Consider the following 20,858-nt stretch of genomic DNA (forward strand, 5'->3'; position numbering starts at 1 on the left):
GGCATTACATCAATCCATTGGTTTTTCTACCTTGAAAAGGTCATGGTAGTCATTATTGTTAATCACCATCACCAATTTACTCCTTGGGGTATTCAATGTAATCATATTTCTTACATCTTTATCCGTAAAAAAGCCGGATTCAAAATGTGGGACCAGCACAAAACTCCCGTTGCCATCCCCTTTGAGGAAAGCGCCTATTCCGGCATCGGCACGCGTGGTCTCTACTTCCGATTGGTAATTGTTTCCGGCTAATACCAAGTCCTTCTTTCCATCACCGTCAAAGTCATCGAAAAGTATACTGTTTATAGGCGATTGTTGTACCGGGAAATCAAAAGCCTTAAACGTGAATCCCTCGGCACCTTGATTCACAAAGATTCCAGATTTAAACTCGGTCGCCTTGTAATGTAGCGCCGATTCAATACGTTTACCGACAATCCCCTCCAAATCCTTACTTGCAAAATCCGTATAGGTCGGGATTTTGTTGGCCAGATGCGGTAGTTGTTGGGTCATGCAACTTTTACCGCGAATCGGTACTTGTCTCCCCTCATATTTCTTTGCCAAAATGATATCCTCCACCCCATTGAAATCAAAATCAGAGGTATAGATTTCAAAGGGTTTTTCTTCGGATGCATGGAACTTGTAGTTAAGTCCCAAATTTCCGGCAACAATATCATTATCCCCATCTCCATCGATATCATCTACCAAAAGTTTATTCCACCATCCCTTAACTGCCGACAAACCTTTATACCTATTATTTTTGACCAACTTGTTGTTCCCTTCATTTATGAAGACTTCGATACCCGTCCATTCCCCCGTAACGATCAAATCAATTTTGGAATCACCATTAATATCCTTCCAAACAGCATCGGTAACCATGCCGATGGACTCCAATTCCGGAGCCAATTCCCTAGTGGCTATGTCAAAAGTACTCCCGTTGTTTAGAAGTAAGTAGCTTGTTGGTGCATAGGGATATTTTCCGGGAATCACCCTTCCTCCGACAAATAAATCCACATCACCATCCTGATCATAATCGCTTGGGACTACAACCGAACCCGAGGCAAACATATCCGGGAGCAGTGTACTCTTGGAAAAATCACCTTTTCCATTATTCAGGTACAATCGGTCCTGTAGAAGTCTGGGATTTCGGTAAAACTCATAGCTCCCGCTAACCACATACAAATCTTGATCACCGTCGTTATCGACGTCCAAAAAGACGGCAGCCTGATCTTCGTATTGGGCATCACGCGTAAAAGCATTTATACTCTTGGGCCGAAAAGTTCCGTTGGTTCCTCCCATTACCAGTTGCCCTGATTGCCCGTGTCCCCCTCCGATATAAACATCCTCCAAGCCATCGCCATCAACATCCCCTTTGGCAACACCTGGGCCGGTCTGGGATAATTTATGGGGCAATAGTATCTGTAGATTATAATCATTGAAATAGGGATCAATATGCCTATGGATAGAAGGTAGTTTTGAAAAAATTGATGTCGTTGCCAATTCATCCTCAGTTTCTTCAACGGCATTGGCATAGTCGATGGTGAGAAGCTGATTGGCGGTAATGTCCCGAAGCGTTTCCTGCTTTCCATCGGGCCATAGAATTGTCAACTTTGCAATCTCATCCTCTTTTTTAATTCCAAAATGGAGGACATTGGATACAGAGGACAAAAACCCCCTTGTATTTATCAATTGCCGGACCTGAAATCCTTTGTCCTTCATGTATATTTTGGCAATGGCCCCCAACCCGTTCGGGTTTTTTTCGGGGCCTTTAAATGACAACTTTAGAAAATTACCGATTCCCGATTCCGAGGCATTGTTTTTTAAGAGCGTAGCCGTTTCATTGATGTTATTTACCACTACATCCAAATCGCCATCATTATCTAAATCGGAATAAACCGCCCCATTGGAAAAAGTAAGCATAGAATCTGCCCAATGTTTTGAAACGTCTTCATAGGTAGTATCGCCTTTGTTTCTAAAAAAGTAATTGTTCAGTTTTTGCTGGGGAAGCATTTGGGCAAATCTCAAAAAATCCTCGGATGTCGGTTTACGTCCATTTTCTCGAAGTATCCCTAAAATTTCGTTGTTCTTGTCCCGATCGATAACATCCCTAAAAACCCCGTTGGTAACGTAGATATCATTGTATCCGTCCAAATCGAAATCAGCCGATAATAGGGCCCAGCTCCAGTCTGTATCGGCCATTCCGGCCATTTTTGAAATCTCGCTAAAGGTACCATTGCCATTGTTGAGTTGTAGCATGTTGTGCATATATTGGTAGTGATATCCTTTTTCCACCATCAATTCAAATTGGTCCACCGAGGTCATGGCCATTGTGGTTTTTGAACGGACATAGTCCTCCGGATTCATGTCCAGGGTCATCAAATCCAAGAAGCCATCATTGTTGATATCCGCCATATCACTGCCCATGCTATTGAAGGACATATGTTTGAACAGTTCGTCCCTGGACTCGGTAAACGTACCGTCTCCATTATTGATGTAGGCCAAATCGGGCACATTGAAGTCGTTACAAACATAGACATCCAACCAACCATCATTGTTTAAGTCCCCGACTTGGGGGTTCAAGCCAAAACCGATATCATATTGAAGGCCGGCTTCATCCGAAACATCCGTAAAATGACCTGTACCATCATTATTGTATAACCGATCAGATCCTTTTAATTCCAAGGTCTTAGGGTCTTTTTGAATTTTGTCCAAATCAAGGACTTTTGTCCTACTTGTAATGTCCGGAGTGTTGGAAATATATACATCCAAATCGTTATCCTTATCATAGTCGAAGAACGTGGCCTGTATGGTCCTATTGGCATCCGCCAGCCCCATTTCCTCCGCCCTTTCGGTGAAGCTTAAATCTCCATTATTGATGTAAAGCAAGTTGGCGAATTTATTGTCATCATCCTTCCACCCTCCACGGGAAACGTAAATATCAAGATTTCCGTCATTGTTGACATCAACCATGGTTACTCCGGTGTTGAATCCTTTATTGTTTGAAATTCCACTACCCGGAGTGATGTCCTCAAATTTAAAATCACCCTTGTTAAGATATAATTTGTCTTCGGCAGAATTTGAAGTGAAATACAAATCGACAAGACCATCGTTATTGATATCCCCTGCAGCTATACCTCCCCCAATATAGGTGTACATGTACTGGTAGTAATTCGATTCCAAAGTCTCCTCTAGAGTGTTTACAAAATCGATTCCCGAATCAGTTTTGGATATCAAGGTGAACAACTTGGATTGCATTTTACCGGCCTGGGAATCCATGGAATCCTTTTTCGGTTCGGTACAAGCGATCGTAATCAAAAAAAGAAGAAATTCCCATATTCTACAACGCCGTAATTCTGCGAAAAAGTCTGGATATCGGATGATGTACATGTGTCAAAAATGTAATTCGGTTAATGTATCTAAAATACGAAGTTTTTTAGGGGTAGGCCTGAATTTTACGAGTAATTTTCCCGTAATCGAGGACTAAAAAACATTTGGTCAGTAAAACAAAATCGGAAATAGGATTTGGTGTTACGCAAAAAGCAAAAAGATTCAATATTTATAATAGAAATATTCAAAAGAAGGCCCTTTTAGTTTGTTCCTAAAAAGAAAATAATTAGCTTCGTTTATCCGATAAACAGGGATATCCTATAATTTTGTTATTTAAACATGGTACACAAAAAACGAGTTATAAAATTTACTGTTTGGGTTCTTATTATCGGTCTTTTCAGTTCTTTCTTGGTCTATTATTCTGTACGAAATTCCTGGAAGAATTTTGTATCGGAAAAGGAGCTAACGGAGTTTGTAACACGAGTGAAGTTTGCGGAGGAACTGCCCCAAAGATTTTACGATTTATATGAAAAGGAAAATCCTGATATTTTATCGCGAAACTTAAATAACCAAATACTAAAAGGATTGGTTTCTGAAGATTTCCAGAAGAGTCCAAGTCTTTTGGCTGCCATGATTTCCGAAATTACGCGAAGGGATGATGATAGTACACGAATATCCAATTACAAAGCCTATGTCCTGGCATGGAAGCTGGAGGAGGAAACAACCCAAAAAGAGTGTTTGAATTGGGTTTTGGGAAACTATAAGTTTGATCTATACATCCATGGAATTGAGGAAGTAGCCAATTTCTATTTCAGAAAGGGAGTATCGGAACTTAGTGATCGGGAGTTGAACGATGTTATTGCATTAATGAAAAAGCCTAGTATCGTCAACGTACCCGATAGATCTAACGAAAAGTTATACTGACTAGTACATTGTATTTTCCAATTTTACCCATGAGATATTTTCCCCTTCGGATAGGTATGATTCTTCGGGTCCGATGTTTAAATTGAAAGCTCCCAAAAAGATATCCAAATCCCCATCTTTATCATAATCCGATACGTCTATGGTCTGCCATCTAAAATTAGGGAGATTCTCGATATATTTTGAAGTAAATGTTGAATGCCCTTCGTTCATCAGCAACTGAACACTTCTGAACTGTGGGTCCGAAAAATTACCAAAATTGGAAATGGCCATTATATCGATATCCCCGTCCAAGTCAAAATCCTCTGCAACTACTTTACTCACGCCATGGATTGGTAGGAAGTAACTTTCTGAAAACTCCTGGTCGCCCTTATTCAAAAATACCCTTACTCCATGAAAGTTTTTAAGCACGGTGGACAGATCGGAATTATCGCCATTACCAATAATGATGTCCTTAAGCCCGTCATTATTTATATCCCTCAACTGAAAATCAACAGACCCGAAGGCGGGCTGAAATTGTAGCACCTTTTGGCCGTTGAAAGTATTATTCTTATAATCCCAAATCATTAGCAACTCATGTTCCTGGGCGAATAGGACCACAATTTCATCCTCTTGGTCATTATCCATATCGGTCAGTTCTACTTTTATGGAACCGGACAAGGGGTGGATTACCTGCTTCTTGTATACCCCTCTTCCCAAATTTTTGAACAAGGAAAAATCTCCAACGTTATGCCCATAGCTGCATACGAAAACATCGTCATATCCATCTAAATCCATATCACGGATCAAAAAATCTACAGGCCTTGTCAAATCTTCTATAGCGCTTTCACCTATTTTAAGGCTTCCTTCGGCCTTATCCGAGGGATTTATATCACCTATGGTCAATAGGTACTCCACAGTATCTTTGACCTCGGTTTTGACCAATGGACTTTCCAGCTTTTTGGTTTCAAGAATATCACCCTTCAAATTCAAGGTCAACAATTCGGAAGTAAGTGCATCGCCCAAAAGCAAAGCATTCTTTTTTTCATCGAACAGGGTCATGGAAATGACGGATAAGGAGTCAATGGAAAATAAATGTGGTTCGAAAAGCGTACTTGGATATTGAACGGGAACCGAGGAATAGGTAACACTATTCTCTGATTTATTCAAATAAAAGTGTACAATCCTGTCCCAATCTTCCTGTGATAAGGTTGGAGTTAAATTTTTAAGGGTCTCTTTGTCGCCATAGGAATATAAGGGTCCGTGGGACATTCCCATTTTAAGCCCCATATTTGGCATAATCTTCTCGCCCCATACCCTCCTGGGCAATAGTTCAGGTTCCGGATACAAGTGGCATGAGGCACAATGAATCTTTGCCAATTTTTCCCCTTCAACATGTCTTCCTTTTTGGATGCAACTTACCATCAACACTAAAAAAGCAAGGCCCAATACTACTTTGGGAATTGACAAACCTTTTTCATAATGCCTTGAATTCAACATATATCAGGAATACTTTGATTCATAGGTTGAAAACCAAAATACTATATTTTATCCGGTAAGGGCATATAATCCGTTTTCAAAAACGGGAAAAATAGTGCCGTTCCCATACTATACTTCCCATAAAGGCAAAACGGCAAGATTTATGATAAACCTTGCCGTTTTTGCTCAACTAAATTAAAACTAACTCTAACAAACTTGCCTTTTAATTTCCCGCTAGATTAGGATTCTGTTCCACTTCCTGTTGTGGTATGGGTGCATAGTAGTTGTCCGTACCCAAAGATCCCAAAATCGGGTTTTGCGCGGAAGTCAAGGGTGTCGGAGTACCCACACCATTTTCGTCATACGATGTACCTATGGAGACCTGCGGATTTCTATTACCTAGTGCCTCCTCTACTTTTTCCTTACGGACCAAGTCGTTCCAACGGATAAACTCCCCTGCAAACTCCCATTTTCTCTCGGTAAAGGCTAAATCCTGGATAGTGCCATCGGCACTGGTAAGGTCGCTTGCCACCGGAGTGTTTATGTCCAGACCCTCGGCCCTTCTATGTACTTGATTAAGGGCCTCCCAAGCATCCGCTCCTGCGGAACCGGCTTCGCCGGATGCTTCTGCATATATCAACAATACCTCTGCGTACCTCATAAACAGGTCACTTCGCAGTGTCTGAAACTCGTTCCAGTCACCATCGGCCAAGTTGCCGACTATTTTTCTCAAAATTGGATTTTGCTGATCTGTGAATTCCTCCCAGCGCAGCATTCGGGTAGGACTTCCTACATTAATGGCACCGGAATCATCCACTGGAAGCTCGGAATAATAGGTGGCATCCTTTCTAAAGCCCTCGGGCATGTCCTCAAAATACCGGATTTCCGCAAAGGTCTCCTGCCAACCGTTCAAGCCGGGATCCGATGGTAGCCCCAATTTTCCCATTTTACGATTAGTAAGGTTACCGGCAGCATTACTGTAGGCAATGGTAAAAACCCCTTCCTCAGTGAACCTGCCTTCCAACGACCACAATTTTGCCAAATCGGGTTCCAGTCCAAAACCATGGCCCGCGGCGTTGTCAATAACCGTTTTGGCGCTTGCCGCCGCTTGTGCATATTTGTCCCTATCATTTAGGGGGAAACCCGCCCAATCCAAATACAATCGGGCCAAAAAGGCTCGGGCCGTTCCCTTGCTGGGTGTAGTTGACCCGAGAAATGCACTTCTTTCGGGCAATCTTGCCTCTGCCTGTAGCAAATCACTTTCTATTTGTTGAAAAACCTCCAATTGGGAAGCCAAAGGTGGCTGCTGAAAAGGATCCACTTCCAAAACTAGGGGAATCCTCCCATGAATCCGCATCAAATGATTGAACATAATAGCCCTCAAGAAATAGGTCTCCCCAATTAGCCTTTCCTGTTTTGTGGGATCCGGATCGGACAGTGTTACTCCTTCTATACTTTGAAAAACCGTATTGGCAGCGCGAATCATCTCATAGACCGAATTCCAATTACTTTGGGTCCGCGAATTTTCCGCGGTTACAAATCGTTGGTCATACTCCCTAAAATCAGCTTTGTTACTTGCCACATGTGTTGTGATGTCATCACCGGACCATCCATTTACATAAAAGGTGGACATCCACGCCGCTTTATTCAACTTTCCATAGATACCGGTTACTCCCAGCTCCAACTGTGGCATGGAGCTATAGGTAACAACTTGTTGTTGGGAGGCAGCTGGGTTCTCTTCCAAATCAAATTGCTCACAACTGGTGAAACCGAATGTTAGGGCCACAAGGAGAAATGCCCCCTGCAGTTCCCCTAACGATATTTTGATTTTCATTGTTTTCATGATTACGATATATTTTTCAGTTAGCATTTTTTTTAGAATCCTACTTTTAAACCCAAGGTATAGGTCCTTGCAATGGGATACGCTCCAACGTTGATACCGGGTCCCACATCTGCATTCCCCTGTTCCGTCCTTCTCGATGATGATTCGGGGTCATACCCACTAAAATCGGTTATCAGGAAAAGGTTTTGCCCTCCGGCATATAGTTTCAGCGATGTATCGCTCCCCAGGGCATCGTTAAAGGTATAGCCTATTGTTAAGTTACTCAATCTAATGAAGTCTCCTTTCTCAACATATCGTGAAGAATTGAAAAATTGTACCGTAGCAGGAATATCGGTTTCATTTTCAGGTGTCCATTGATTTACTTGGTCCGAGGCCATAAAACTTCGAGAATCCCCTGCACCACCGGTAATACCTGCCTGCGTTAAGTTATATATGTCAAACCCATGTGACCCGTTCAAGAAAAAGTTGACATCAAAGTTTCCGATCGAAATGGTATTGTTGAAACCCCAAGTTAATGTGGGTTGTCCATTACCGATGGCACCAAAGACTATTTCACCATTTTCATCCCTCAAATACTTTGCATCCCCGGGCACTCTACCAAAAGTGGCGGCTTCTGCAGCTTCAGAACTCTTCCAGGTTCCCAGGAAGGTGGCTCCCTGAAATTGCCCCAGAGGCTCCCCCAATTCAATGATATTGGCTACCCGGGCCTGACCGCCAGGCACTGTAACCTGACCATCGATCCGTTCCAGATTATTGAATAACTGAGTAACTTCATTGGTTACGTAGGAAAGTGCAAGATTAGCGTTCCAATTTAACTTATCGTTTTGAATGATATCATATCCCAAGGCCACATCAAAACCAAAGTTCTCTACCTCGCCCACATTGCTATTGATGTTACCACCTCCATTGGTGCCGGAAACCGGTGTTTCTAGCAATAAGTCGGAGGTTACTTTTTGAAAACCATCGATACTTAGGCTACCCCTGCCTTCATTAAAGCCGATATCAACACCCACGTTAGTCTGGGTAGTTGTCTCCCAAGTAAGTAATTCATTGGCAAAACTGTCTATAAATGTTCCCGGGGAGGGTGCCCCTCCGGTAAATGCATAAATATTATCATCCAAATTGGCAAAGGTTCCAAAGTTATCAATACCTTGATTACCTACTTGTCCCCAACCGGCCCTTAGCTTTAAACTGTTTATGAAACCGGTATCTTCCGAAGGGTTAATTAGGCTATATGCCGCAGCTATGGATGGAAAGAATCCCCATTTTTCACCGGGTCTAAAAACGGATGTACCGTCATACCTACCGGTCGCCGTAATCGATAAATTGTCCGCAAGAATGTACTCGGCCCTCAACATGAAGGAGGACAGCTCTCTTTCGCCAAAATCATTGCCGATTGAAAAACCGGCACCGGTTTCGGCAAAATAAAATCCATTCGGTAACAGTAAATTGTCCGCATTGTAATTGTTAGCTACATCTTTGGTATTGTTGTATTCCTGTACCCCGGTCAATTTTATGTTGTGTTTATCATTAAATAATTTTTGCCATGTAAAAATGTTACTTATTTGATATGTTGTCCGTTTATCAGTTCTAAAAGTGGCATCCGGGATTTCATCCGAACCTTCTACATCATATCGCTGAACGTTAAGGTTACTGACCTGCGTACCGGCAATAATAGTATAGCTAAAATTATCCGTGATTTGGTAGGTGGCATTTAAGGTGGCCGCAAATCTCTCATTGACGTCGGTCGCCTGGGACTCGGTCAATGTCAATACAGGGTTAAGATTCAGCGAGGCAATTCCTTTAATGGATCTACGGTTATAGTCACCATTCGCATCAAAAATAGGGGTGGTAGGATCCCAAGTGAGCGACTTATATATAAGACTCCCCTGTCCATTCCCGAAGGCCTCAAAGTTATTCCTCGTTTCCCCGCGGGAACCAAAAATGTTTAGGCCTACCTGAAGCCTATTGCCAATTTTAGCGTCTATATTGGATCGTAATGAAAATTGCTGGAATCCTGTGTTGATAACAATTCCTTCCTCGTCCCTATAGTTTCCAGAAAGAAAGTAACGAATGTTCCCTTCGGAACCACTTGCCGAAATCTGTAAATTCTCGCTGAAACCAGTCCTTAAAATCTCATCCTGATAGTTAGTACCCCCATTACTTATCAATTCTGCAATTTCAGCATCGGTAAAAGTAGGGTTCTGTCCAATACTCAATTTTCTTAGGTTCTCGATTCTTGCAAAGTCGCCGACATTATCTGCCAGGGTGGGGAGTAAATCGGGAACTTGGGAAATCGTAGTAAAAAAGTCGACATTTATTTTTCCCTTACCGGAACCTTTTTTAGTGGTTACCAAAATAACACCATTAGATCCCCTAACCCCATAAATGGCCGTAGCCGAGGCGTCTTTTAAAATATCCAGGGCGGCAATATCGTTTGGGTTAAGGGTACTCAGATCACCGCCTAAAATCCCATCAATGACCACTAGCGGGTCATTATTCCCAGTAATGGAGTTTACCCCTCTAATACGAACCTTGATTCCAGCTCCTGGAGCCCCGTTCGCCCTTGCCACGGTAACACCGGCGGCCCTTCCCTGAAGTGCCTCGTCGACCCGGGTTACTGGCTGATTTTCATAAGACTCGGAAGATACCCGCGAAACTGCACCGGTTAAATCCTTCTTTTTCACCGTTCCATAACCGATTACCACCACTTCATCGAGCTCGCTGGCATCAGGAACCATTTGTATATTAATCGTAGTCTGATTCCCGACCGTGACACTTTGAGTGGAATAACCTAAATATGATATCACCAACACATCACCGGAATCTGCCTCTATACTAAAGTTTCCGTCAAAATCGGTTACCACACCATTGGTTGTTCCTTGTACCACTACATTGGCTCCTGGAACACCTTGGTCATTTTCATCCGTAACGGTTCCCGTGATGGTCTGCTGGGCATACAATTGTTGAAGCCCAAAGCAAATGAGAAAAACCCCCGTTAAAAGGCATTTTCCCAAAACTTTGAAAAGTTGTTTTCTCATAATCATTTGGTTTAAGTTTAAGTTGAAAAAGTTCGAGTTTTGAATGAATTAAAAGTTCAATGTTTCCCTATTTTCTAGACACATGGCATATTACTTACTTGACAACAGTTAAAGCCTTTCATTGCCATCATTTCAATTAACTGGTCTGAAAAATAGGAATATCGCATTATTTTGAATGTTAATACAACTAGACTAAAACTAGACAAGGGCAAAAAATTCCCTAAAGACTCCTAAACGGTTGGGCCTCTTTATTCCGATTTTGATCCTGTAGTCGTACATCGTGTTCAGATTATTGGTAAAGACCTGATGGCTCTTTGATGTGGTCATCAAATTCTCTTAAATACCGTTAACAAAGATTTACATATATAATCTGTATCAAGGAAACATATGATTTGAAAGCTATCACAAATGATTTTGTCCCGTAACGGTCGGAAAGCCTATATTTCAAAACGTATATCGAAAAAATCTCGCTTATCCCATGTCTTTCAATGTGGCAAGATATGTTTTGATCATACCATAGCCTATGCGGAGAATAACCTGTAGTGGTATTATTTTAACCAAGGGGTAGCATAACAGATGGCGATAGCAAGGACACGTACAAACCGTTAATTCCTAATGGTTTAAAGTGTATCCAACAGGTATAGGAACAAGGCCATGAAACCTCCTGACACTGCCACAATTGCGGTGAGCACACTAAACGTTTTTAAAAGTTTGGAAGTCCCTACCTCATGCACTTCCTTAAACAACCAGAAGAAACTACTGTTTACGTGTATAATCCCAAGTGAACCGGCCCCGATGGAAGCAGCGGTCAATTCTGCCGGGAGTGTTCCGCCGGTTACCATGGGAGCCATAATGGAGGCCGTGGTTGTCAAGGAGACCGTAATGGAACCCGTAACGGTGGTAAACATGAAACTCAGTAAAAATGGAAGGATGATACCAATAGCCTCAAGTCCAACGGTATCCGGCAGGAGTGTATTTATTATTGCCGTATCCTTAATAACTTGACCGAATGCGCCCCCTGTCCCCGTAATCAATATAACCGTTGCAGATTTGGCACCCGAAGTCTGAAAATAATCGTTCAACTTTTTTGTAAACTCCTTTTTTTCCAGCAAGGGCAAGGCAAAAACCACCCCGATCAAAAGTGCCCAGACCGGATTCTTGATGAATGCAATCAAAGGATTCGCTCCTGAAAACAAGTTACCGATTCCCATTAGTACTAAAGGAATCAATAAGGACACAAAAGGTAAAATACGCCTTATGCCCTGTATTGAAACTTTCTTGGTCTCTGTTGCCGTACCCAAATTTGTAATTGGGAATACTAGATTTTTTGTATTGAGTTTGATCCAAATCAGTCCGCCGGACACCGCCGTTAAACCGACTATTATATTAAAAGGTATCATTCCTCCGATATCGGTTTCCAATATCGCGGCTACGGCCAATGGACCTGGTGTAGGTGGAATAAGGGCATGGGCTACCGTTAGGCTGCTGGCAAGGGAGAGCCCCAAGACCAGTACGGAATGCCCTGATTTTTTGGATAGGGCCGTAATGGTCGGTAACAATGTCAAGTAAGCAACATCGACAAATACGGGAATACCCACAAGAAAACCAATGACTGCCATCGCCAAAGGCAAATGTTTAACACCAAATAGCTTAATGATACTTTCGGCAATGACATCGGCTCCTCCTGTCACTGCAAGAATTTCCCCTAATAGGGTTCCAAAAAGAATAACCAGTCCTATCCATTTTAGGGTATTGCCAAAACCATTAAGCAGGCTCTCGGTAACCGCTTCCACGGAACTGCCTGAGGTCAACCCCAAAATAAGTCCTGTTACCAAAAGTGCAGGGATAGGGTGTACTTTGAGAACCGTAATGGCCACAATGAGCAGAACAACGCAGAAAACCAATACGGCCAACCCGGTCATGTTTTGCTATTTCAATTCCAGCTGTTCGATTTCCGAATCCCCATCACCGCGAATGGCTTGAAAAGCGGTAATCATTTCCCGTAATTTTTCAGGCTGTTTTTTTGCCAGGTTATTTTGCTGTCCAATATCCTCCTTTAGATTGTACAATTGGTATTCATCGGCATTGGCCAGTTCAATGTTCACTTGCATGTTGATTGCCGGGCCTTCATAGGGTGGAATCATTGCCCAATCACCTTTGCGAAAAGCAGTTCGGGAAGTTGCTTCGATTACTAGCTCACTCCTACCCCTTTGGCTCTTGCCCAACAATACATCCAATAATTGTTTGCTGTCATCCGTACTTTCATTGCTGCCCACCAAGGAGGCCAGGGACGAAAACAAATCCAATTGCGATACCAGGGCATCCGATACACCGGGATTGATTTTCCCCTTCCAATATGTAAAAAACGGGACGCGGGTCCCTGCTTCGAACAAACTATACTTTCCCCCTCTAAGGTTACCGGCAGGTTTATGATTCCCCAGTTTTTCTACCGAATCATCGTAATATCCATCATTGACCACCGGGCCATTGTCACTGGAAAATATAATTAGGGTATTCTCCAACAGTCCTTCTGTTTCCAGTGTTTTTATGAACTCACCAACCACCCAATCCGCTTCCACGATAACATCTCCCCGTGGCCCCATTCCGGATTTGCCCACAAATCTGGGGTGTGGCGTACGTGGTACATGCGGCTGCTGCAACGCGTAATACAGGAAGAATGGAGCACTCTTATGTTGCTTTACATAGTTTTGGGCTTCGGCCAAAAAGTAATCTGCCATGTCTTCGTCTATCCATTTGGCGGCCTCGCCCCCTTTCATAAAACCGATGCGGGGAATTCCGTTTACGATACTGTTGTTATGCCCATGATGCCATTTCATTTTGAGCATTTCAGGATTCTCAAGTCCTGTAGGTTCGCCCGGAAAATTTTTGGTATAATCGACTTCTATGGGATCATTGGGATCTAGATTCACTACATGTCCATTTTCAATGTAGACCGTAGGCACTCGGTCCTGGGTAGCCGCCAAGATGTTGCTATAATTAAAACCGATTTCGTTGGGGCCCGGGGCAATCCGTCCGTTCCAATCCACATTTCCGTTGCCTAGCCCCAAATGCCATTTGCCAACAATACCGGTTTGGTACCCCTGCTTTTTTAGCATTTTAGGAACGGTAACCTGGGCCGTATCAATAATCAATGGGGCCGTTCCGGGAAGAATCTTTGCTCTTTTGTTACGCCATGGATAAATCCCGGTCAACAAAGCATATCTACTAGGGGTACAGGTGGCGGAAGAGGCATAGCCATGGGTAAATCGCATACCACCGTTGGCCAGTTTGTCCAGATTGGGTGTTTTCAATTCTGTTGCTCCATAGGCTCCCATTTCCCCATAACCCAGATCATCGGCGTATATGATAATGATATTTGGTCTTGAAATTTCGTTCTTGGTTACTTCTTCCTTCCGCTCCTGTTGCTTGCAGGCTGTTATGGCAATCAGTACCATTATGGAAATAGAAATAAAGTGTTTTCGTCTTGTGGAGGCCATATTCATAATATTATCCTTTGTTGTATCTATTCTTTTCTTTTTTCAATACATTTGATTTCTAGATTCCAGTCTCTTTATTTGATGGAAAAGCTGCCCTATACCTATTTAGAAATGCCCTAGATTAAGACCTCTTAAACGTACATATTCAACATAACCGATTCCAAAACTAAATTAACCCTAATCAGCACTATTTTACCCCTATTGGAATCCACGTTTCAGCCGAAAATTAGAAATGCCAAAATATAAAAATAGAACAAAGCAGTTATGTTTTATGTTGTTAGAAAGGATATTCAAACCAATTCTGCAGCATTTTTATATCGCTCCATATAATTTGAAGGCGTTACCCCCATCAAAGTCTTAAATTGTCTATTAAAATTGGTAATCGTATTGAATCCCGATTGATAGCAAATGGTAGAAATTTGCAATTCACCTTCAATCAATAACTTACAAGCATGCCGTAGACGAATTTCGTTCAAGTATTGTGTAAAGGATTTCTTCGTCCTTTTCTTAAAATAGCGGCAGAATGCATTCGGGGTCATATAGGCAATGGAAGCCACTTGATCCAGCTCTATCTTTCTATCAAAATTTTCGGTCAGAAAGGAAATGATCCGGGCCATCCGATCTTTTTCATTTTGATTGTAGTTGTTGACAATTACTTCGGAACATAGGGTGACGTAACTTTCACTTACCGATAGTATATCCAGGATTTTTAAAAGGCCAACGATTCTGGATAATCCTTCATCCCCTACCATTCCCAATATGTAATTGTGCGCTAAATGCGTTACAGCCTTCGAAAACTTTAGCCCTCGCTCGGCTTTTTGAAAAAGCGTATGCAGTTTTTGGGTTTCGGCCAAATCCAAAAAAACCTTTCCCAAAAATTCGCTCTCAAATTTGATGACAACAAGATTTACGGCCTCATCTTCCGTGGTATCCGAATAATATTCCCTATTATTCCTAAAAAGATGGGGGACGTTACTACCAATAAGATACAATTCGCCTGGAGCAAAATTACCTATGGAATTTCCGACATATCGGGTACCCGTACTTTTTATAAAATAGATAAGTTCCAATTCCTTGTGAAAATGCCAGTCCTGCTCTATACATGGCATTCTATCCTGCCGTACCAGAAAGGAATTTTCAGGCCTTCTTTCGGTTTGTTTATAGGTAAGTTTCATTATTTACAGATTGTACTTTTTCCTACTAATATGAAAAACATCGGCATAAAAGAAAGACCGGGTTTCTTGTTCCCATTTAGCAATACACTGCTAAAAATAATAAATTACCTCAATTAATCGTTACAAAGGTTACATAAAGGTAAAATAGTGTATTTTAAAGGCTTACTCCCTTCGTTTAATCACCTTGCCAAGTTTCGAATCTGCTAGTTTATATCGGCCCGGTTGCCCATCCAACCATCTTCCATTTGGGAAATCAATCGATTTACGAGGTCTGGATTTTCGTCCGCTATGTTGGTTGTCTCATCAGGATCCAGCTTGTGATCATATAGTTCCACATAAATAGGTTTTGCCTTGGGGCTTTTTCGATCTTTCCAAGCGACAAAACGATATTGATCGGTGCGCATGGAATACCCCATCAAATCATTCTCAAAAAGATCTCGGTTCCAAGAATCTTCTTGCTGCTCAATAATTCGTCCTTCCACCTCCTCGATCAGAGGGCCAAAATACGTTTCCCTCATTTCTGCCGTCAAGGGATTGGCCGCCCACTCCCGAAGTGCCGGACTTGGAAATTGGCTGAATACGGCCTTCTTCCATTCTTTTTGCGGGTTTTTAATCAGGGGGACAAAACTTTGCCCTTCCAGATGACCTGGTATCTCAAGACCCGCTAATTCGGATAAGGTCGGATACATATCAATAAGTTCTACCAAAGCATTCGTTTTTTTACCTCTTGTTTCTTCCGGCATGTCCGGTGTCCATAGTATCAGGGGCACCCGTGTGGCGATTTCATAGTTGGTCGCCTTGCCCCAAACGCCCATATCGCCCAAATGCCAGCCATGGTCGCTCCAAACGATGATAATCGTATTATCCCGTACCCCATTTTCCTCCAAAACGGCAATCATTTTTCCAATTTGGGCGTCTACGTAACTTACGGAGGCCAGATAGGCATGCTTCAAGGTTCTGGCCAATTTACCATCTATTGGCCCACTTTTGGGAATGCCGTGCCGAACACGAAGCTCAAACGAGGCATGGAGACCCATGGCCGCACCATTTTTAGGTGCCATAGTATGCTTGGCCATAGGTATCTCTTCCCTATTGTATAAATCCCAATACTTTTTGGGCACATTCCAATCAAGGTGCGGCAGGCGAAAACCAAGGCCCAAAAAGAAAGGCCTGTTATCATCTTCCACCAAATCTTTTACTGTGGCCATGGCCAATTCGGTGTGGTACCCGTCTATGTAGGCATGGTCAGGGACATCCGCACTTTCATATGCCGGTCCCCTGCCCAGTGCATAATGACTTACACTGCTATATTTTGCACGGATAACCGCCTGATTCTTTTTGTAAATTTCTTGATTTTCCTTTAGCGCATAGGCCCCGGGGTAATCTGGTTTTTTAAATCTGACTTTGTCAACGGCAGGTTGTCGACTCCAAGAAAGTGCCGAATCCGTAAATTTCCCATGATATATCTTTCCGGCATAAACGGTCTCGTATCCATTGTTCCTAAAATGCTGGGGCAAGGTGATGATATGAGGATTGGCATCTCGGAAATAGGTATAGTTTTCAATGACTCCAATGGTTTCGGGTCTTGCCCCGGTCATTAAACTGGCACGTGACGGACTACAGATCGCCTGTTGACAATAGGCATTTTCAAACAAAAGTCCCTCGCCGGCCAAAGCATCAAGATTTGGGGTTATCGCTATTTTAGAGCCATACGCGCCCAGTTCCGGCCGTAAATCATCAACCGCAATGAAAAGAACATTTGGTTTTTTGACAGTTGTCTTCCCTACTTTTCCTTCCTCTTGACAGGACAGGACAAGAATCAAAATACCGATATACCTATAGATTTTTTTCATGTGTCCATGTTCCTTTTAAAAACCATTACTGCTTAGGGGTCAGGGCCAACTGTACTTCTTCAATGGTCATGTTCTTGGTTTCCTTTAGATAGACATAAAGAATAATCAACCCGATACCTACCGTAACGGCATAAAACAACAAAGTGGCACTGATTCCCATAGTGGCCAATTGCCACGGAAAAAACTGCTGTACCAAATAGCTTGTGGTACTGGTAACCAGCGTAAAGAAGGGAATGGCCACGCTTCTAATGGATATTGAGAATATTTCAGAAAACAATACCCACATCACGGGGCCTACGGAAAACTGAAAGGCCGCAATAAAGCTCAGAATACCTATCAGAATCAGTAGTGCGTTGATCTTTACGGCTTTTTGCAACACTAAACTCGAATGTTTCCGTGTATCCTCCACACCCAATGCTTCTATCAGGGCCTGTTTAAACTCGATGTCGCTTTTAAAGGTTATGTCCACCAAAGTATTCAATCGTTCGGAATCCGGAATAACCGTCATTTCGCCTATGGCCTCCTTATTCAAGGAATAACTCGCCATCTTAAATCCGTAGAAGCAAATGCAAAGACTTATGATTATCCACAGCATACCTCCAATTATCATAGGTCTCCGGCCAATTTTATCAACCAAAAGTAGTCCTAGGATGGTAAACACAACACTGATTAGACCAATCCAAATTGCCTGCGCAAAAGCCGCATCAGTACCTAGACCCAACTGCTCAAATATGGTGGGAGCATAAAAAAGAATAGCGTTGATACCTGTGGCCTGTTGGGCTATGGCAATGGTCATTGCAATTATTAAGGTAATACGCATAGGTCTACTAAAAATTTCCTTTAACTGTGCCATAATGGAACGACCTTCATCGCCATTAGATAGCCCTTCCTGCATTTCCAAAATTTGGTCGGACACCTCGTTTTCCGGGATTACCTTAAGCAACGTATTCTTCGCTTCTTCAATTCTACCCATGAATACCAACCATGCCGGACTTTTGGGTATGAAAAAAAGAAAGACCAACCACAGCGTAGCGAAAAGCACTTCGGATCCCAACATCCATCGCCAAGTATACACATCCATGCCCAATGTTTTGGTCCATACTAAATCGGAATTGGCCAGATTTAAAATCAGATAATTCAAAAAATAGGCTGCGGATAGGCCTATTACAATGTTTATCTGAATCATAGAAACTAATTTTCCCCTCCAGCGCGGGGGTGCTATCTCACCAATATACATGGAGGCCATGGAAATGGAACTAAAGGCCAGTCCTCCCAAAAAACGAGCCGCTATCAGTGTTTCATATGTGGGGGCCAAACAGGAAAAAATGGCGGAAACAAGATAAAGTGATGCAGCTATTTGCAGGGCCTTTTTCCTTCCAAATGTATTACAGGCATATCCTACCAAGAGCAGGGCAAACAGGACCCCCAAGGCAGGAGCTCCGACAACCGTACCCAATTCCAAATCGGTAAGTGCGAATTCCTCCGTAATGAATTTGACCGTCCCCGAAATTAGGGCGGCATCAATACCAAAGACAAAACCACCCATGGCTACAATTGTGGCATAGGTAAATGCATTCTTTTTATGTTGCGTCATTTGTTTCCTTAGGTTTAATTGGTTTTCACAAGGTGTTTCGTGCGAGTAGATTTGTTCAATTCCAAATAACCGGGATAAAGACGGTCATTTCCCCCTGTCCCCTATTGCTCCAGGCGTAGTAGGGTATTAAATGGGTCTTAAAAGATTCCAATTGAGGACGGCTTACCTCGTTATACATGCTTTCCATCTTATCTCTCCGAATCATCACTTCGGTTTCTATCGTGGCAAGGCCCCCTAAAAAATTTGGCTGGAATTTAGGCTTAAACTTCGCGTTACCGGAAATATAGATATCCGTGATGTTCGTTTCTTTAGGAAGATCCGGCGATTCCAGACAATATACGATAGGGCCCCGTTTGATGGCCACTTGATTACGAATCTCTTCAATCCTTGGGTGCCCTTCAATAAATTTCGTTTCCATGGGCATTTCCAAGGAGATTACATCACCTTCCGACCATTTGCGCTCTATACGAGCAAAACTTCCGGCGTTTATATTTTCGACCGCTTGACCATTTACGGTTATCTTACTTCCTTTGGCCCAGGCGGGAATCCTCAAGAGTATTTCAAAAGGTTCGGATTTACTTTTTTCCATGGTTATTTGAACTGCTCCGTCCCAAGGGTAATTACTTTTTTGGGAAAGTTTAATTTCGGAGCCGTCCAGTAATGTAGTCTCCAAGGTATTGCCCCCGTATAGATTTACGGCGATTCCATTTTCGGATTTGCTATAGGCCCAGCCTGGAGACTTGGCAATGGTCCGTACCAAGTTGGGAGGACAACAAAAGCATTTTAAATAGGGTTGGCGTTCGGGAAATTCCACATTCATATGTTCATAATCCAACGCTCCATCAATTTTTCGAAGTGGGTTAGAATAATAGTAGTCCTTACCTTCAATACCAATTCCGGAAAGACCACTGTTATGTAATACCAACTCCATGATATCACCATGTTTGGAATCCCCGCTCAAAGTCAACATACGATAATTGAACATGGAATTGCAGATGTTGGCACATGTTTCGTTGTAGGCGGTCATATTGGGCATCATGTATTCATCAATAAACCCTTCCTCTATTTTATCCAATCGTGATGACCTTCCGTAGTGGGTCTGGCCCACGGCACCGGTAACATACATTTTTTTATGGGTTACATTTTCCCAAAGGCGATCGAGTGCATCCCATAAGGCCTTTTCACCGGTCTCGGCGTATACATCCGCAGCCCCGGCATAGTAATACAATGCCAATACGGCATGACCGACTGCCTCGGTTTCCTGACGTAACGGAACCCGTTCCTGAACCATATCCCCTATAGGGTAGCCTTTTGTGGTCTTGTCATCATCAATTTTGTAGGTGCCGCGTATATTGATGAACTGTTCTGCCAATGCTAAATATCTTTTATCCTGGGTGGTTCTGTATAATTCAACCAGCCCCATGATTTGTGTTTGGTTAAATCCAAATCTTTTCAGATGATTCGGTATCGGGGTAAAAAGGTCATATAGATAATTAGCATGTTTAATGGCGATGTCCAAAAAGTTGGTCTTTCCCGTTACACGATGGTGTATACAGGCGCTTGTAAACAAATGCCCACTATTATACAACTCGTGGTATCTTCTGTTCGAAAACGGCTGGATATCGTCGCGGATAATGATGGGTGTCGATAAATACCCATCTTCTCGTTGGGCCTTTCCGATAACCTCAATAATCTCATCCAGTTCATCGACAATCTTTTCATCTTGGTTAATGGCATAGATATACACACTGGCCTCCATCCACTTGTAAAAATCCCCGTCGTGCCACCAAAACCCTTTATGCTCACCCTCCTTAAGGCCAGCAGCAATCTTAAAATTATTATAGCCATGGCCAATGTCACCTTTTAAGAGTGTACCCATATAGGGTATCATCACTTCCTCGGCCATTTGCCATTTGTCTGCCCAGAAACCTTCGGTCCATTGACAATCTCCAATATCAATACTTTTCAATTTTACATGGGGGCTGTTCGTGTTATTGATAATACCTTTATTATTGTCTTTAACCATAGCAATGGGTCTATCATGAGATTCCGGTTTCCCTTTCTTTTCTGTATTTTCCATTTCCGATCCGCAGCTCAACAACATGGCAAAGCTTCCGAGGGCGACAAATACTTTAATCATTTTAACTTTGGA

At 42.6% G+C, this 20,858-nt stretch carries 11 protein-coding genes; 1 reads left to right on the plus strand and 10 read right to left on the minus strand.

What is annotated here, in order from left to right:
• Positions 1–9: 9 nt before the first annotated feature.
• On the minus strand, positions 10–3,273 hold the full coding sequence (locus ACO06Y_RS17930) for a VCBS repeat-containing protein (protein WP_422080386.1): 3,264 nt from the start codon (positions 3,271–3,273) through the stop codon (positions 10–12).
• A gap of 390 nt (positions 3,274–3,663) precedes the next feature.
• Between ACO06Y_RS17930 and ACO06Y_RS17935 the strand changes: the two genes are divergently transcribed.
• Positions 3,664–4,248 carry a transglycosylase domain-containing protein gene (locus tag ACO06Y_RS17935; protein ID WP_422080387.1) on the plus strand — a complete coding sequence of 195 codons (585 nt, stop codon included), beginning with the start codon at positions 3,664–3,666 and terminating at the stop codon, positions 4,246–4,248.
• On the opposite strand, the gene ACO06Y_RS17940 is transcribed toward ACO06Y_RS17935, so the two are convergent.
• From ACO06Y_RS17940 to ACO06Y_RS17980, 9 genes are all read right to left on the minus strand, one after another.
• A complete protein-coding gene (locus tag ACO06Y_RS17940) occupies positions 4,249–5,724 on the minus strand; it encodes an FG-GAP repeat domain-containing protein (protein ID WP_422080388.1) in 1,476 nt (491 codons plus the stop codon).
• Positions 5,725–5,926: 202 nt separating this feature from the next.
• Complete coding sequence (locus ACO06Y_RS17945) at positions 5,927–7,546, minus strand: RagB/SusD family nutrient uptake outer membrane protein (RefSeq protein WP_422080389.1); 1,620 nt, start codon at positions 7,544–7,546, stop codon at positions 5,927–5,929.
• Positions 7,547–7,578: 32 nt separating this feature from the next.
• Positions 7,579–10,587: a SusC/RagA family TonB-linked outer membrane protein gene (locus ACO06Y_RS17950; protein WP_422080390.1), complete on the minus strand. Its 3,009-nt coding sequence runs from the start codon at positions 10,585–10,587 to the stop codon at positions 7,579–7,581.
• A gap of 620 nt (positions 10,588–11,207) precedes the next feature.
• The gene (locus ACO06Y_RS17955; protein WP_422080391.1) at positions 11,208–12,509 is read right to left on the minus strand and encodes a GntP family permease; all 1,302 of its coding nucleotides are present in this window, start codon (positions 12,507–12,509) and stop codon (positions 11,208–11,210) included.
• A gap of 6 nt (positions 12,510–12,515) precedes the next feature.
• Complete coding sequence (locus ACO06Y_RS17960) at positions 12,516–14,084, minus strand: sulfatase family protein (RefSeq protein WP_422080392.1); 1,569 nt, start codon at positions 14,082–14,084, stop codon at positions 12,516–12,518.
• 290 nt (positions 14,085–14,374) lie between these two features.
• On the minus strand, positions 14,375–15,259 hold the full coding sequence (locus ACO06Y_RS17965; RefSeq protein ID WP_422080393.1) for an AraC family transcriptional regulator: 885 nt from the start codon (positions 15,257–15,259) through the stop codon (positions 14,375–14,377).
• Positions 15,260–15,462: 203 nt separating this feature from the next.
• Positions 15,463–17,112, minus strand: a complete 1,650-nt coding sequence (locus ACO06Y_RS17970) for a sulfatase (protein WP_422080394.1) — start codon at positions 17,110–17,112, stop codon at positions 15,463–15,465.
• Positions 17,113–17,137: 25 nt separating this feature from the next.
• On the minus strand, positions 17,138–18,706 hold the full coding sequence (locus ACO06Y_RS17975; RefSeq protein ID WP_422080395.1) for an MFS transporter: 1,569 nt from the start codon (positions 18,704–18,706) through the stop codon (positions 17,138–17,140).
• Between the two features lie 55 nt (positions 18,707–18,761).
• Positions 18,762–20,846 carry a glycoside hydrolase family 127 protein gene (locus ACO06Y_RS17980; protein WP_422080396.1) on the minus strand — a complete coding sequence of 695 codons (2,085 nt, stop codon included), beginning with the start codon at positions 20,844–20,846 and terminating at the stop codon, positions 18,762–18,764.
• Between the last annotated feature and the right edge of the window lie 12 nt (positions 20,847–20,858).

The sequence above is a fragment of the Ulvibacterium sp. genome, from assembly GCF_965228935.1.
In the GTDB taxonomy this organism is placed as follows: Bacteria; Bacteroidota; Bacteroidia; order Flavobacteriales; family Flavobacteriaceae; genus Ulvibacterium.